Source organism: Paenibacillus sp. (assembly GCF_035645235.1).
Taxonomy (GTDB): Bacteria; Bacillota; Bacilli; order Paenibacillales; family YIM-B00363; genus Paenibacillus_AE.
This window is the reverse complement of the sequence record NZ_DASQMZ010000179.1, coordinates 1-13,108: the sequence shown is the minus strand read 5'-3', so window position 1 is coordinate 13,108 and position 13,108 is coordinate 1. Positions and strand designations below refer to the sequence as shown.

General features: G+C 62.4%; 12 protein-coding genes and 1 pseudogene. 7 read left to right on the top strand and 6 right to left on the bottom strand.

Annotated features, from left to right (window positions below; all coding sequences use genetic code 11):
• Nucleotides 1–347 (top strand): annotated as a pseudogene (locus VEZ38_RS17145) (capsular biosynthesis protein CpsI); the annotation flags it as partial.
• Nucleotides 348–458: 111 nt separating this feature from the next.
• On the top strand, nucleotides 459–4,229 hold the full coding sequence (locus VEZ38_RS17140; RefSeq protein WP_324895610.1) for a hypothetical protein: 3,771 nt from the start codon (nucleotides 459–461) through the stop codon (nucleotides 4,227–4,229).
• Nucleotides 4,230–4,289: 60 nt separating this feature from the next.
• Here VEZ38_RS17140 and VEZ38_RS17135 read toward each other — a convergent pair whose 3' ends face one another.
• Nucleotides 4,290–4,514 carry a DUF1128 domain-containing protein gene (locus VEZ38_RS17135; protein WP_324895608.1) on the bottom strand — a complete coding sequence of 75 codons (225 nt, stop codon included), beginning with the start codon at nucleotides 4,512–4,514 and terminating at the stop codon, nucleotides 4,290–4,292.
• A 100-nt stretch (nucleotides 4,515–4,614) separates the two neighbouring features.
• On the opposite strand from VEZ38_RS17135, the gene yyaC reads away from it, so the two are divergent.
• A complete protein-coding gene (gene yyaC / locus VEZ38_RS17130) occupies nucleotides 4,615–5,127 on the top strand; it encodes a spore protease YyaC (RefSeq protein ID WP_324895606.1) in 513 nt (170 codons plus the stop codon).
• 81 nt (nucleotides 5,128–5,208) lie between these two features.
• On the opposite strand, the gene VEZ38_RS17125 is transcribed toward yyaC, so the two are convergent.
• Nucleotides 5,209–5,925: an SOS response-associated peptidase gene (locus VEZ38_RS17125; RefSeq protein WP_324895604.1), complete on the bottom strand. Its 717-nt coding sequence runs from the start codon at nucleotides 5,923–5,925 to the stop codon at nucleotides 5,209–5,211.
• A gap of 98 nt (nucleotides 5,926–6,023) precedes the next feature.
• The gene (locus VEZ38_RS17120; protein WP_324895602.1) at nucleotides 6,024–7,997 is read right to left on the bottom strand and encodes an alpha-amylase family protein; all 1,974 of its coding nucleotides are present in this window, start codon (nucleotides 7,995–7,997) and stop codon (nucleotides 6,024–6,026) included.
• Nucleotides 7,998–8,047: 50 nt separating this feature from the next.
• Between VEZ38_RS17120 and VEZ38_RS17115 the strand changes: the two genes are divergently transcribed.
• On the top strand, nucleotides 8,048–9,010 hold the full coding sequence (locus VEZ38_RS17115; protein WP_324895600.1) for an AraC family transcriptional regulator: 963 nt from the start codon (nucleotides 8,048–8,050) through the stop codon (nucleotides 9,008–9,010).
• 46 nt (nucleotides 9,011–9,056) lie between these two features.
• Nucleotides 9,057–10,349: an MFS transporter gene (locus VEZ38_RS17110; protein ID WP_324895598.1), complete on the top strand. Its 1,293-nt coding sequence runs from the start codon at nucleotides 9,057–9,059 to the stop codon at nucleotides 10,347–10,349.
• On the opposite strand, the gene VEZ38_RS17105 is transcribed toward VEZ38_RS17110, so the two are convergent.
• A complete protein-coding gene (locus VEZ38_RS17105; RefSeq protein ID WP_324895596.1) occupies nucleotides 10,335–11,102 on the bottom strand; it encodes a sulfite exporter TauE/SafE family protein in 768 nt (255 codons plus the stop codon). The two genes, VEZ38_RS17110 and VEZ38_RS17105, sit on opposite strands and share 15 nt — an antisense overlap.
• Before the next feature lie 53 nt (nucleotides 11,103–11,155).
• On the opposite strand from VEZ38_RS17105, the gene VEZ38_RS17100 reads away from it, so the two are divergent.
• The gene (locus tag VEZ38_RS17100) at nucleotides 11,156–11,536 is read left to right on the top strand and encodes a VOC family protein (protein WP_324895594.1); all 381 of its coding nucleotides are present in this window, start codon (nucleotides 11,156–11,158) and stop codon (nucleotides 11,534–11,536) included.
• Between the two features lie 122 nt (nucleotides 11,537–11,658).
• Here the strand turns inward: VEZ38_RS17100 and VEZ38_RS17095 are convergent, their stop codons facing one another.
• The gene (locus tag VEZ38_RS17095) at nucleotides 11,659–11,973 is read right to left on the bottom strand and encodes a dehydrogenase (protein WP_324895592.1); all 315 of its coding nucleotides are present in this window, start codon (nucleotides 11,971–11,973) and stop codon (nucleotides 11,659–11,661) included.
• A gap of 48 nt (nucleotides 11,974–12,021) precedes the next feature.
• Nucleotides 12,022–12,474: a cupredoxin domain-containing protein gene (locus VEZ38_RS17090; protein ID WP_324895590.1), complete on the bottom strand. Its 453-nt coding sequence runs from the start codon at nucleotides 12,472–12,474 to the stop codon at nucleotides 12,022–12,024.
• Between the two features lie 138 nt (nucleotides 12,475–12,612).
• Between VEZ38_RS17090 and VEZ38_RS17085 the strand changes: the two genes are divergently transcribed.
• On the top strand, nucleotides 12,613–13,108 hold a 496-nt coding region (locus VEZ38_RS17085), incomplete at its 3' end, for a DedA family protein (protein WP_324895588.1).

Sequence of the window (13,108 nt, the reverse complement as noted above, 5' to 3'; positions counted from 1 at the left end):
ACGATATCGTCGAAGGCGTCGTGCGCGTCATGCGCCGTCCGCCCGGTCCGAACCCGGCGTGGGACCGCGCGAACCCGGATCCGAGCGGGAGCTACGGACCATATAAGATTTACAATATTGGAAATCACGAACCCGTCGCGCTCGGCGAATTCGTCGCGACGCTCGAAGATTTGCTCGGGGCGAAGGCCAAGATCGAATACGCCCCGATGCAGCCCGGCGACGTTCAGGCGACGTACGCGGACATTTCCGAGCTGGAGCGGGACGTCGGCTTCCGCCCGGCCACGCCGCTGCGGGAGGGTCTCCGCCGTTTCGTGGAATGGTACCGCTCGTATTACGGTCAAACCTAATCCGAACGCGCAAAAAAAATTTCGTTTTGTGACGCAGCTCCTATTTTCTATGGTTAATTGTTGCTAGTATAGAATAGTTAACCACGCATTATAGGAATGGGAGAGAGCAAGGTGCGAAAACTTACGTTCTTCTTGAAAATGGTCGCGTGCACCTTATCGGGTGCGTTGTTGCTGCAGTCCCTGTTGCCGGCGGCGCCGGCGCGGGCGGAGACCATCGACACGCCGCCCGGGTATAAACAAGTCGAGTCCGGGTACCACATGACCAGCGCCCTGGATACGGCCGGCGGCGTATGGAGCTGGGGATGGCGTCCGCTCGGCACGGACATGGATTCCAATCACCGAATTTCATATGCTACGCCGGCCCCGGTTCGCATGGAAGACGGTACGCCGCTAACAGGAATCAAGCAGATCGCCGTCGGAGGAGGCCATACGGTTGCGCTCGGGTTTGATGGGAGAGTCTGGACGTGGGGCGAGAACGATTACGGCCAACTGGGTCACGGGTCGTTTCAGGATTCGTACTTCGCTCGCCTTGTCGAGTTTCCGGATGAGGCAGGGGACGTTACGAAGGTAGATGCAGGCGCGTATTTTAGTATGGCTCTCACCTCCAGTACGAAAGTATATAGCTGGGGGCGCAACTCCCAAGGTCAGTTGGGGAACCGAAACACGGCGGATTCGAACGTTCCAGTTCCCGCCGAACTCGATCAAGACGATCCGCTGGAAGGGATCGCCGATATTGCGGCCGGAGAGGACTTCGCGTTAGCGCTAGTCGAAGAAACGGTAACGGGCGTCGTGTACGCTTGGGGCGACAGCAGTCGCGGACAGCTGGGCACCGGGGCTTCCGGCTACGGCGTTTATTCTGCATATCCGATGGAAGTTTCGGGAATTGGCGAGAGCGTTCGCAGCATCCACACGGATTTCGCGGCGAATCACAGCATCGTCGTGGCCGACGACGGCTCGATCTACGGATGGGGAGAGAATGCCGATAACCAATTGACGGATGCAACGGCTTCGACCTATTGGTTCTATACTTTTCCGGAACCGCTCCCCGAACTCGAGGCGCTGCAACCGAGTTTGATCGCGACGGGTTATTCGCACACGCTCGTAGTAGATCAGAACGGAGAGATTAAGGGGATCGGAACGAACTATAGCGGGGAATTGGCGCATGACAGTTATTACGAGACCGCTTACGATCCGATCGTCATTCCCGCGATGGAATCGTCGGCCGTGTCGTATCTCCATGCCGGGCAGGAAATTTCGTTTATCATTTACGAAGGCGGGCTGGCTCACGGTTTCGGGGACAATAACTTCAATCAGATCGGACCGGACGAGTTAAACGACGATTCGAAAATTCCCAGTCCTGTCGCGCTCGAACCGCTCGTCTCGACCGGGCTGCAAATCCGAGCGCGCATCGTGAATTATTTGACTGAGGCGGTTTTAGGTTGCGCAGGTGCGTACTTATACGATTCTTACAGCTCCGATAAGAGGCTTGGGTATGCAGGGTCGGACGGCAGCTGCATTTTTACTGACATCCCGGCCGGTACTGCGCATGAGTTGCTACACAATGCATTTGGCGATTATCATGAGGACTACCATACATTGACCCGTTTTGTCGGACCGCTGACGGGGGACGTCGATCTCGGCACCGTCTATGCGCTGCCGACGTTTATACCGACCAATTTTGAATTCTACTCCGAGGATTCCTTGTCTTACGGAGATTCAAACCCCGAAGTCGGACGCATCAGCGGTCAATTGGATTGGAGCGCTTCTTCCTGGTCGGGGGACAGCTTGTCTTACCGCGCTTACTTCGTCGACGCGTCAGGCACGGAACTCGAGGAAGTCGCGACGGGCTTAACGTTCAATCGCTTGGAGCTCGACGACGTTCCGATTCCCGAGGGAGCCGTTGGTTTACAGTTGGATGTGACGGTCACAGGCACTTCGGGCGCTGCCGGCGTCTATACGCTGCCGTATCCGTTCCCGATCGTAGATTATCCGGCGAACGTTCCTTCCGTGCAGTATAACGACACGAATGGAAATGAATACGACGGCTATGCGAACGAAATGAACGTGCAGATTGCGATCGACCATCCGATTTCCATCGGAGGCGCTACGAAATACCAGGTGGTTTACCGGCCGTTCTCCGAGGGGAGCGTCGAATATGTTTTGGGAGAGGTGCCCTTCGGCACGGAACCCGTGACGTTGTCCGCAGGTTCGTGGGACATCGATCACCACTTAGACAGAATCCTCATACGAATCGTCGACGATCAAGGCGCCGTCGGTTACGAAATCGAATTAGACGCATTGTTCGACAATATTTCCGCCGAGCCCGTATCGTACACGCCTGCCGAGCTCGCGACGCCGGTCGTCTCGTTCAGCGATACGGACGCGACGCCTGCGATCGGCGGAGGCGTGACTTGGACGTTCGACGATTCGGCGGATACCTCCTCGTTCGCCGGATATAAGCTGTACTTCGTCGATAGTGCGGGAGAGCGGCTTTCCGTCGGGGCCCCGATCTTAAAGACGTTCGGCGGCTACAAGCATTACGTCACCATCCCGCGCGGGACGGCCGTGCCGGAAGGCGCGGCGGGCATCGGGGTGTTCCCGTACACCGTATCGGGCGAGGAGCCGACGGTGAATGCGAGTTTTTACGAGTTCGAGACGCCGCCTCCTCCGGAGTGGGAGGGGCCCGTCACGCTGCCGGATTGGTGGTTCCATGACGAGGATGAAAGGGTTGGTTACGTCGCGGGCACGTTCGCGATCGACACCGAGACGATTACCCCGGAATTCGCCGGTTATGCCTACGTCGTCGTTGCCGTGGACGAATTCGGCGATCCGGCGGGCGATCCGCTCATCTCGTTCCCGTTGTCCGGTACGCTGTTCGAGGCGGAGCTGACCGTGCCCGACGGCGCGGCGGAGCTGCTCTTTACGATCCGTTCGCCGGACGGCGATTATTACGACGGCGGGGAACTCGTTGTTTGGGGCGATTACGCGACCGACTTGCCGGCAGAAGGACCCGGTACCGTAGATCCCGGTCTGCCCGTCGCTTACGATGTGTCGTTCGCGGATTACGATTCCGACAGCGGGGAAATCGGGGGAATTCTGACTTGGAACTATGCAAATTACGAACCGTACTACTCGCCGATGGGGTACGTCGTATATTTCGTCTATGACGACGGCGTAACGGTGACGCCGAAACAGTCGATTTTGCAGTACAGCTTCCCGTTCGGGATCGAGGCTTTGGAAGCGGAAGTTCCATTCACGGCGTTCATTCCCACTGATACGGCCGTACCCGAGGGAGCGAACGGCATCGCGGTATATATGAAGCACCATGTCGATTACGGCGAAGGCGAACCCTATGATGCTTACAGCGAGCCCGGGTCGGGCGCGCTGGTGGACTTCGTAGGGGGCGAGGGCGAACCGATCGACCTTACCGGCGGCTTCGTCGACACGGACTTGACCGTCGGGAAAATCGGCGGCATGGTATGGTGGAACGCGCCCGCGGACGAGACCGGCATCATTTCATACGATATCTATTTGGCAGACGCGTCCCAGCATATGATCGGCGCGCCGATCGCGACCGTGCCGAAGGGCGTGTCGCCCTACAGACAGGGCATCGACACGTCGATCGACGGCGCGGCGTACCTCGTCGTTCGCTCGAACGGCGGGAACGCGAAGCTAGTGCTCGCGATCGACGACACGACGCCGTCGAACAGCCGCGCGTACGAAGCGTTCATCCGCGGCGAAATCGCCAGCACGGAGCCGTTGACCCTCGTCGAACTGCTGCAGTACGCAAGGTCGCATCCGGAAGCGTTCGGCACCGCGGACGCGTACAGAATTCTTCTGAAGCTCACGGATCCGCGCAGCGGTCTCGAGATTTCCGAATAAAGCGAAGAAAGCCGGCCGGGGACAGCCCCGGACCGGCTTTCTTTGCTTTATATACGACGACTACCCCTTGCGGAGCCTGCCGAGCTCGGAGACGATCGCTTCGATTTCGCTGATGCTGAAGCGTTCCTTGCTCATGACCATATCGTAAATGTCTTTCAAATCCTCGTACGTCTCTTCGTTGAAGTTCGTCGACTTAATCGCCGCCCCGGTCGCCATGCGGAGCCGCGTCTTGATTTGGTCGACCATGTAGTCGACGTTCTCCGGCGTCGCCTTCGTCAAGTCCATGTCTTCCCGTCCCTTCCGTTGTGAATGGATTCATTGTATCATGGTTGCTAAGAAAATGCTCCGGCGGTCGTATGCGGAGCGAACGAGAGGAAGCGGCGGGATGGAGCGATGGACGACGGTCGACGGGGAAGGGCTGAAGCGAGCGCTGTTCGAGCTGAGGGAGGCGATCGGGGCCAAGCCGGTTACGTTCGTGTGCATCGGCACGGATCGGTCGACGGGGGACGCGCTCGGGCCGCTCGTCGGCACGGCGCTGGCCGCGGCGGGCTACGAGCGCGTGATCGGCACGCTCGCCTCGCCGTGCGACGCCAACACGCTGCCGACGTGGATCGCGGAGCTCGCCGCGCTGCCGCCCGGGAGCGAAGCGGTCGTCGCGATCGACGCGGCGCTCGGCCGGCCGGAGTCGGTCGGCAAGTTTCAGGTGACGTCGGTGCCGACGCTGCCGGGCGCCTCGCTCGGGCGCAATTTGCCGCCCGTCGGCGACTACGGCATCGCCGGCATCGTCAACGGCGCCGGGATGAAGTCGTACGCCATCCTGCAAAATACGTCGCTGCACCGCGTCATGACGATGGCCGACAGTATCGTCGCGGCCATTAAAGCGGCCTTCCCGAGGTAGCGGGGCGGCGCCCGGGAAGCGGCAGGGACCGTGGCCGAGCTAGGAGAAGCGACGTTAACGGGCGGCGGGAGAGGCGAACCGCTACAGCAGGGTACCTTGCGTCGGCGGCGGCTCCGGCGGCGCGACCTCCGCGATGCAGGCGGGCTCGTCCCAGCGGACGTTGCCGACCGCGGTCGACACCGGGTACGCGCGCATCGCGTCGTCGTCGTACGGCCGCAGGAGCGGCAGCAGCCGGTTCGGCGCCTTCACCGCGCGGTCGAGCCACATCGGCTCGTCCTCGCGGCGCAAAATCGCCGGCATCCGGTCGTGGATGCCGGCCATCGTCCGGTTCGGCTCTGTCGTCACGATGACGCACGAGTGGTGCCGCGTGCCGTCCTCGGCGACGTACGTATCATACAGGGCGGCGAACGAGAACAGCGGCCGGTCGGTCAGTACGATCCGATGCGGCTGCTTCTTTCCGTCCGCCGTCTTCTTCCATTCGTAAAAGCCGTCGGCGGGAATCAGGCATCGGCGCCGCTCCAGCAGCGTCTTGAACGTCGGCCGCGCCGCGAGCGATTCCGCCCGGGCGTTCACCAGCGGCGCCGATGCGCGCCTTTCGCCGCCGGACCAGGACGGCTTCAGCCCCCAACGCAGCAGTCCGGCGCGGCGCTTGCCCTCGTGCGCGATCACCGCGAGCACGTCCTGCCCCGGACCGACGTTATACCGCGGCGCGATCTGCTCCATTCGCTCCGCCAGCTCGATGAAAAACCATTCCCGCACCAAGCCCCAATCGGCCGTGAGCGTAAACCGTCCGCACATAACCGACATCCCTCCTTGACAACTATTTTCGCATGGAAGGGGGCGCTGCACAAACCCCCGCCCGACGCCGGAGCGAGCCGGCGCCGAATGGGGGCGCGTTAAAACTGCAGCACGACCATAGCGTGCGACGTCAGCTCCGGTACGGTATAACGTACGACGTCGCCGTCCTGCGCGAACGGCAGCTTTTCGCCGCTCGGCGCGAGGTACACATCCGTCACGGGCGCCGGTACGACGACCGACGCGGAGACGTCCCGCAGCGGGATCACATCTTCGATCACCTCGATGCCCTCGCCGCGGCGGACGGGCGACGCGTACAGCAGGTGGTTGACCCAGCGGCGCGCCGCGGGCTGCTTCTGCAGCGTGACGACGCCCTGCGCCGGCAGCGAGACGCGGACCGTTCGGCGCGCCAACAGCCGGTCGATCGCGTACAGCACGCTCTCGCGGAGGTGCAGGCTGCCCTTCTTCGCGTAATCCTCGAAGACGTTCCACGCGAAGTACATGCCGTCCTCGCCTTCGGTCATGCCGGGGCCGTCGGACGACAGCGTGCTCGGCGTATGCTGGTGCGAGCAGAACGTAAATACGTCGCGGTTGAAGTACGGGTTTTCCCGCGAGCCGTGCTCGATCCCGCCTTCCGCGAGCGCGACGCGCTGCCCGGCGCCGTACATGACGTACGACGCCTCCGGCAGCCCCGCGATGCCGAACGCCGGGCGGAAGTAGCTCGGGCGGTACGGGTTCGCTTCGAGCCAGCGCGCGCCGAGCCGGAGCGCGAACGCGCCGCCGTCCGGCGTCAGCCCCGAGGCGCCCGTCGCCAGCACCTTGCCGCCCGCGCGCAGGAACGGCTCGAGCCGGCGCGCCAGCTCGTCGTCGACGGCGACGGCGTCCGGCAGGATGAGCACCCGATACCGGGCGAAGTCCGCCTCGCGGTCGACGACGTCGAACAGCAGCTTGCCCTCGAGCAGCATGCGCACCGCGCCGGCGTCGGCATGGATATGGCGCGACTCCGGTTCGCCGTACAAATATGCCTGTTGCGCCTCCAGGGAGAGCAGGGCGATGTCGGCGACATTTTCCGTATCTATGCACCAAGGCTCCTTCGCTTCCACTTCCGCATACGCCGCGCCGATGAGCGCGTACGTCGCCTCGTCCATGGCGCCCTCGGGGTGGAGCTGATCGCCGACCGAGCAGCGCGCGCCGTTCGCCAGACTCAGCGCCGCTTCGTACCGGAGCGCGTTCGGGTGCTTGTAGCCGCCGAATTCGCCCCATGACGTATGGAATTTACCGGTCATGCCGAGATAGGGGATGCCGAGCGTCTGCGCGTACCGGGCCGACAGCGGAAAGTGGTCGTAGCCCCAGCCGCCGGTCGGCAGCGATTCGAGCTCGAGGTGCGTGTTCAGGAACGCGAGGTCGCGGCGCCCTTTCGTAATATGGCCTCCGTTGTGGAACACCGGCAGCCCGGGCTTATGCTTATGCACCGCCTCGTTCGTCCGCCGCGCGTAGTTCAGGTACGTGCGCTCCCACAGCTTCTTCATCGCCGCCTTGTCGCGCGGATCGCCCCCCTCGGCGCGAATCGACGCGACGCAGTGCTGGCAATAGCATTCCCGAATGCCGACGATGTCGAGGAAGATGCCGTCCGCGTCGTAGCGCGTTACGACTTCCTCGATTTGCGCGACGAGCACGTCAAGGTACGGGGTGTTCATGCAAAATTGGTGATACCCCGGCGTCAGGAAATCCTTCGCCCAATTCGTGCGCTCGTCCTGCCCGCGAATCAGCCACTCGGTCCGCCGCCGCGCGAGCTTCTCGTCGAGCCCGGCGGACAAATACACAGGCGTGTTGACGCCGATCTCGTGCGCCGCCTCGATCATCGCGCCGAGCAGGTCGAAATCGAGCTCCGGATGCGTCTCGTTCGCCTCCGACGGGTGATACGCCCAGCCGTGGTGGCATTTCGAGAAGACGGTGATGGAGTCGACGTGACCCTTTTTCAACATCTCTTGGAACTGCTCTTTCCGAAAATGCTTCCCGATCCCCCGAATCGCCTCGGACGTGTGAAAGTCGAGGTGCACCTGTCGAAATCTCATGGCAAAGTTTCCTCTCCTATGTAAGAATGATGATACGGTAAGCGTAAGCGATGCCGCGGGCGGCGGGAAGGGACGATCTCGACCAAAGCCCGCACGATTTCGACGAACGGAGCGTGACGCGGGTGCTGTGCTTAGAGCTCGATTTTCCGCCGTTGCCGCAGCTCATCACGGTCGGTCATTCGATATGGTCGCCGGGCATGACGCATCTTCGGCGCAATTTCGAAGTGTACGACGCGATTTTCGTCCGGAGCGGGACGTTTTATATTTGCGAGGACGGGGACGAGCATGCGGTCGCCGGCGGGGAGTCGATCGTGCTCGAGCCGGGGAAGACGCACTGGGGTCATCGCCCCGTGGAGGAAGCGACGGAGATCTATTGGGTGCATTTCGCCCATGCGCCGCCGCGCCGCGCCGTGGCGCGGGAGTCGATCCCGTGGCATCGCGCGGTCGAGCCGGGGACCGATCACCACCGAGAGCCGGTGCGGCAGCAGCTGTATTTGCCCAAGCGGGGGACGGTGCCGATGGAGCCGCTGGTGCCGCTGCTGGACGAGATGGTGCGGCTGCACCGGTCGCTGACGCTGCAGTCGGCGCTGCGGCTGCAGGCGAAGCTCGGCGAGCTGCTCGTCCGGCTGCAGCCGGAACGCGGGGATTCGGGCAGCGCGCGCACGCTGCGCATTTGCGACGCCGTCGCGCGATATTTGCAGGAGCGCCTCGGCGAGCCGTTCGACGCGGGCCGGATGGAGCGGGAGCTGCATTTCCACTTCGATTACTTGGCCCGCTGCTTGAAGCGGCATACGGGCATGAGCCCGCTGCAATATGTGCACCGTCTGCAGGTGGAGCAGGCGAAGGAGCTGCTGCTGCGCACGGATCTCCCGGTGCAAGCGGTCGGGGAGCGGGTCGGTCAGCCGAACGGCGCGTATTTCGCGCGGTTGTTCCGGCGGCTCGTCGGCGTACCCCCCGCCGCGTACCGCCGCGCCGCCAACAAAACGCTTGACGCTGCGGGGCAGGGTTTCTAGACTGTAGAGATATGAGAAAAAGAGAAATGGGAGAGGAACCGACAACATGACAACCTCCGAAGGATCGGCGGCGAAGCCGGCGCCGAATGCGCACGCGCAGGCCGCCGTTCGCACCGTATTTCCCGTCGTGCTCGGCGTCAGCGCGATTCATATGCTGAACGACTCGATGCAGGCGGTCGTGCCGGCGATTTTGCCGGCGCTGCAGCAGCCTCTCGATCTGTCTTACACGCAGATCGGCTTCGTCATCTTCGCGCTGAACATCACCTCGTCGCTGCTGCAGCCGGTCATCGGCATGTACTCGGACCGGAAGCCGTCGCCGTTCATGCTGCCGCTCGGCATGCTGATGAGCCTCGTCGGCATGGCCGGCATCGCGCTCGCGCCGAATTATTTCGCGCTGCTCGCCGCGGTCGTGCTCGTCGGCCTCGGCTCCGCCGTGTTCCACCCCGAAGGGTCGAAGGTCGTGTTCCTCGCGGCGGGCGAGCGGCGGGGACTCGCGCAGTCGATTTATCAGGTCGGCGGCAACGGCGGAAGCTCCTTGCAGCCGTTGATGACGCGTTATTTGTTTTTGCCGTTCGGCCAGCTTGCGGCGTTCTGGTTTATGGGCGTCGCGGCGCTCGCGGTCGCGGTCTCTTGGTTCGTCTCTCGTTGGTATAAGGGGAATATGCATCTGCGGCGGCCGAAGCCAAGGCCCGCATCTGCGGCGGCGGGAGCGGAGGCGGGGGCGCCGGCGGGAGCGGCCGGGACGGACCGGACGCTGGGCAGCGAAACGCGCCGCGGCGGCGTCGCGGCGTACGTATGGCTCGGCATGTCGCTGCTCGTCCTGCTGACGTTCGCCCGCTCGACGTACCATACCGCGATCTTGACTTATTATCAGTATTTCTATGCGGAGCAGTTCGGGTCGACGCTCGCCGAGGCGCAGCTGCCGCTGTTCGTCTTCGGGCTCGTCGGCGTCGCCGGGACGTTCTTCGGCGGCCCGATCGCCGACAAGTTCGGCTCGAAGACGGTCATCTTCGGCTCGATGGCCGGCACGGCGCCGTTCGCGATGGCGCTGCCGTTCCTGCCGGAGGCGTGGGTCGTTCCCGTGCTCATGGTGATCGGCTTTATTTCGATGCTGGGCTTCTCGGTCGTCGTCGTGTACGCGCAGCTGCTCATGCCGAATCATATCGGTACGGCGTCCGGCCTCATCGTAGGACTCGCGTTCGGCATGGGCGCGCTCGGCGCCGTCGTGCTCGGGTCGTTCATCGACCACTTCGGCCTGAAACCCGTGTTCATCGCCGCCAGCGTGCTGCCGCTGCTCGGGCTCGTCACGTTCAAGCTGCCGGATTTACGCAAGCCATAAATCCCACAGCTGCTTGCCGATCAGGAGCGTCGTCACCGCGATGAACAGCGGCTTTACGAGCGCGGCGCCGCGCTTGATCGCGAAGCGGGAGCCGACGAACGCGCCCGCGATCATTGCGAGCGCCATCGGCAGACCGTACGCGAAGTTGACGAGGCCGAAGGCGAGGAACGTGGCGAGGCTCGCGATATTGCTCGCGAAGTTGAGCAGCCTCGCGTTGCCGGCGGCGCGGACGAAGTCGAAGCCGAGCAGCAGGAAGGCGAACAGGAGGAACGATCCGGTGCCCGGCCCGAAGAAGCCGTCGTAATAGCCGATAACGAAGGCGGCGGCCGCGATGCCCGCGCGCCTGGCGTTGGTCAGTCCGCGGTAGACGGCGTCTTTGCCCCAGCTTTTCTTGAAAATCGTATAGATCGTTACGACGACGAGCAGGACGACGACGAGCGGCTTCAGGAATTCGGACGGGAGCCGCGTCACCGTGAACGAGCCGAGCGCCGAACCGACGAAGGAGAGCGGGAACAACGCGAAGGCGAGCCGCTTCTCGATGTTGCCGGAGCGGAGAAACTGAATGGAGCTCGTCATCGAGGATGCGGTGCCGCCGAGCTTGTTCGTGCCGAGTGCGGCGGCCGGCGGCAAGCCCGCAAGCAGAAGGGCCGGCATCGAAATTAAGCCGCCTCCGCCGACGACGGAGTCGACGAACGCGGCGAGAAATCCGGCGGCGATTAGGAAAAGCAACGTTTCCGGAAGCAATGTTTCCAAAGTGGAGCCCCTTTCGGTACAATCAAATTATTATACTGGAAGGGGAGTTCTCTGTGAAGAAGCTGGAACACATCGGCATTATGGTCAAGGATATGGACGAATCGATCAAGTTTTATACGGAGATGCTCGGCATGCGTCTCGATCGGCGGGTCGCGTTGAACGAAACGGTGGAGCTGTCGTTCCTCGCCTTCCCGGGGCAAGAGAGCGTGGAGATCGAGCTGATCGGGGGCGTGTACGGCGACGCGTTGTCGTCGGACGGCATCGTCAATCACGTCGCCTTCACCGTCGACGACATCGAAGCCGAGATCGCGCGGCTCGTCGCGGCGGGCGTGAACATGATCGATACGACGCCGCGCACGATACTGCACGGCATCAAGATCGCCTTCTTTTACGGCCCGAACGGCGAGAAGCTCGAGCTGTTCCAGCATCCGTAGGCTTCGCATACAAGTAGGAAGGGGGGCGCCGCTCGGCGCCTTTTTTCTTTGGCTGCGGACCCGGACCGCCGCGCGAACGACGAGGGCCGCCCCTGTCCGGGACGGCCCTACGCATCGCGGCTTTAGGCGCCGGCGAAGCCTTCTTTGAACGCGCGAACGAGCTGCTCTTCGTTCACGCCCCACAGCTCGGCGATGTCGGGCGCGACCGCCACGGCCCACCATTCGGCCTGCTTCTTCTTATTGGAGCGATGTTCGAAAATCCAAAGCAGGTTGCCGACGACCTTTTCGAAATACAGCTTCTCCGCCTCTTGCACCTTCTCTTCCGGCACGTAGGCGTTCAGGCGCTTCAGCGTCCGGTACAGCTCGCGGCTGCAGGCGCGACGGATGCCTCTCGGCGAAGGCAGCTGCGCGGTATGTTTCTGATTCTGCTGCTTCATGCGACCCATCTCCTCTCCTCTCACCATATGCAAGAGGAAGGGGAGACGTTAGTCTACGACGATATATCCGATCATCGGGCCGTGGTTGCCGGCGTCCGGATGCGTGAGGCAGATCAGGCGGTAAATGCCCTCCTTGGAAGCGTGAAAGGAAACGACGGTTTCCTCGCCTTTCTTGACGACGCCTTGAATATTCAGCCCTTCGATGAGGAACGGGTGATGGTCGCCGTTCACGCCCAAAATTTTCAGCTTCACGTTCTCGCCTTTGTTGACGAACACGGTCCCCGGGTCCCAGCGGTACGCTTCGATTTCCTGGCCGTCCTTCGTCGTAGTCGAATATTCGCCGGTCACCATATGAATGACGCGCTCGCCGACCGGCATCGCGTCCGCCGTCACCGCCTCGCCGCCGCGCTCCCACGCCCACGTCGTCGCCGCGACGACGACGAAGCCCAGCGCGATCGCAGCCAGCTGCCAGCGGCGCAGCACGACGATTCGAGATTTCATCCGCCCGACCCCCTTCCGCACATTTGTACAAGTGTATGTGTCTCGTCCTTCAATATGACGGGGGGACATGTTCCTTTTCCGCAGGGAATACATTACAATGAAAGACGTTATCCAGAAAACGACGTAGGAGCGAACGCAATGTTGCATGACGTGGTACAAGCGGTGCTGGTCTGGCTGGAGCAGCTCGGCTATTGGGGCATTATGATCGGTCTCATGCTGGAGGTCATTCCGAGCGAAATCGTGTTGTCGTACGGCGGATACTTGGTGTCGCAGGGGCGCATTTCGTTTTTCGGCGCGGTCGTGTTCGGCACGATCGGCGGCGTGATCGCGCAGCTGTTCGTGTACTGGATCGGCAAATACGGCGGCCGGCCGTTTCTCGAGAAGTACGGCAAATACTTACTGATTCAGAAAAAGCACATCGACGTCGCGGAGCAATGGTTCGACCGATACGGCACGGGCGTGATCTTTACGGCGCGGTTCATTCCGGTCGTGCGGCACGCGATTTCGATTCCGGCGGGCATCGCGCGGATGCCGATCGGCAAGTTTACGGTGCTGACGACGCTCGCGGTCATTCCGTGGTCGATCCTATTCATCTGGCTCGGCTTTACGCTCGGCGAGCAGTGGGAGACGATCG

Bases quoted from the DNA above. Each gene is read 5' to 3' on its own strand.
- VEZ38_RS17090 (WP_324895590.1), bottom strand. From the start codon at position 12,474: ATGAAATCTCGAATCGTCGTGCTGCGCCGCTGGCAGCTGGCTGCGATC.
- VEZ38_RS17115 (WP_324895600.1), top strand. From the start codon at position 8,048: ATGCCGCGGGCGGCGGGAAGGGACGATCTCGACCAAAGCCCGCACGAT.
- VEZ38_RS17125 (WP_324895604.1), bottom strand. From the start codon at position 5,925: ATGTGCGGACGGTTTACGCTCACGGCCGATTGGGGCTTGGTGCGGGAA.
- VEZ38_RS17095 (WP_324895592.1), bottom strand. From the start codon at position 11,973: ATGAAGCAGCAGAATCAGAAACATACCGCGCAGCTGCCTTCGCCGAGA.
- VEZ38_RS17120 (WP_324895602.1), bottom strand. From the start codon at position 7,997: ATGAGATTTCGACAGGTGCACCTCGACTTTCACACGTCCGAGGCGATT.
- yyaC (WP_324895606.1), top strand. From the start codon at position 4,615: ATGGAGCGATGGACGACGGTCGACGGGGAAGGGCTGAAGCGAGCGCTG.
- VEZ38_RS17110 (WP_324895598.1), top strand. From the start codon at position 9,057: ATGACAACCTCCGAAGGATCGGCGGCGAAGCCGGCGCCGAATGCGCAC.
- VEZ38_RS17135 (WP_324895608.1), bottom strand. From the start codon at position 4,514: ATGGACTTGACGAAGGCGACGCCGGAGAACGTCGACTACATGGTCGAC.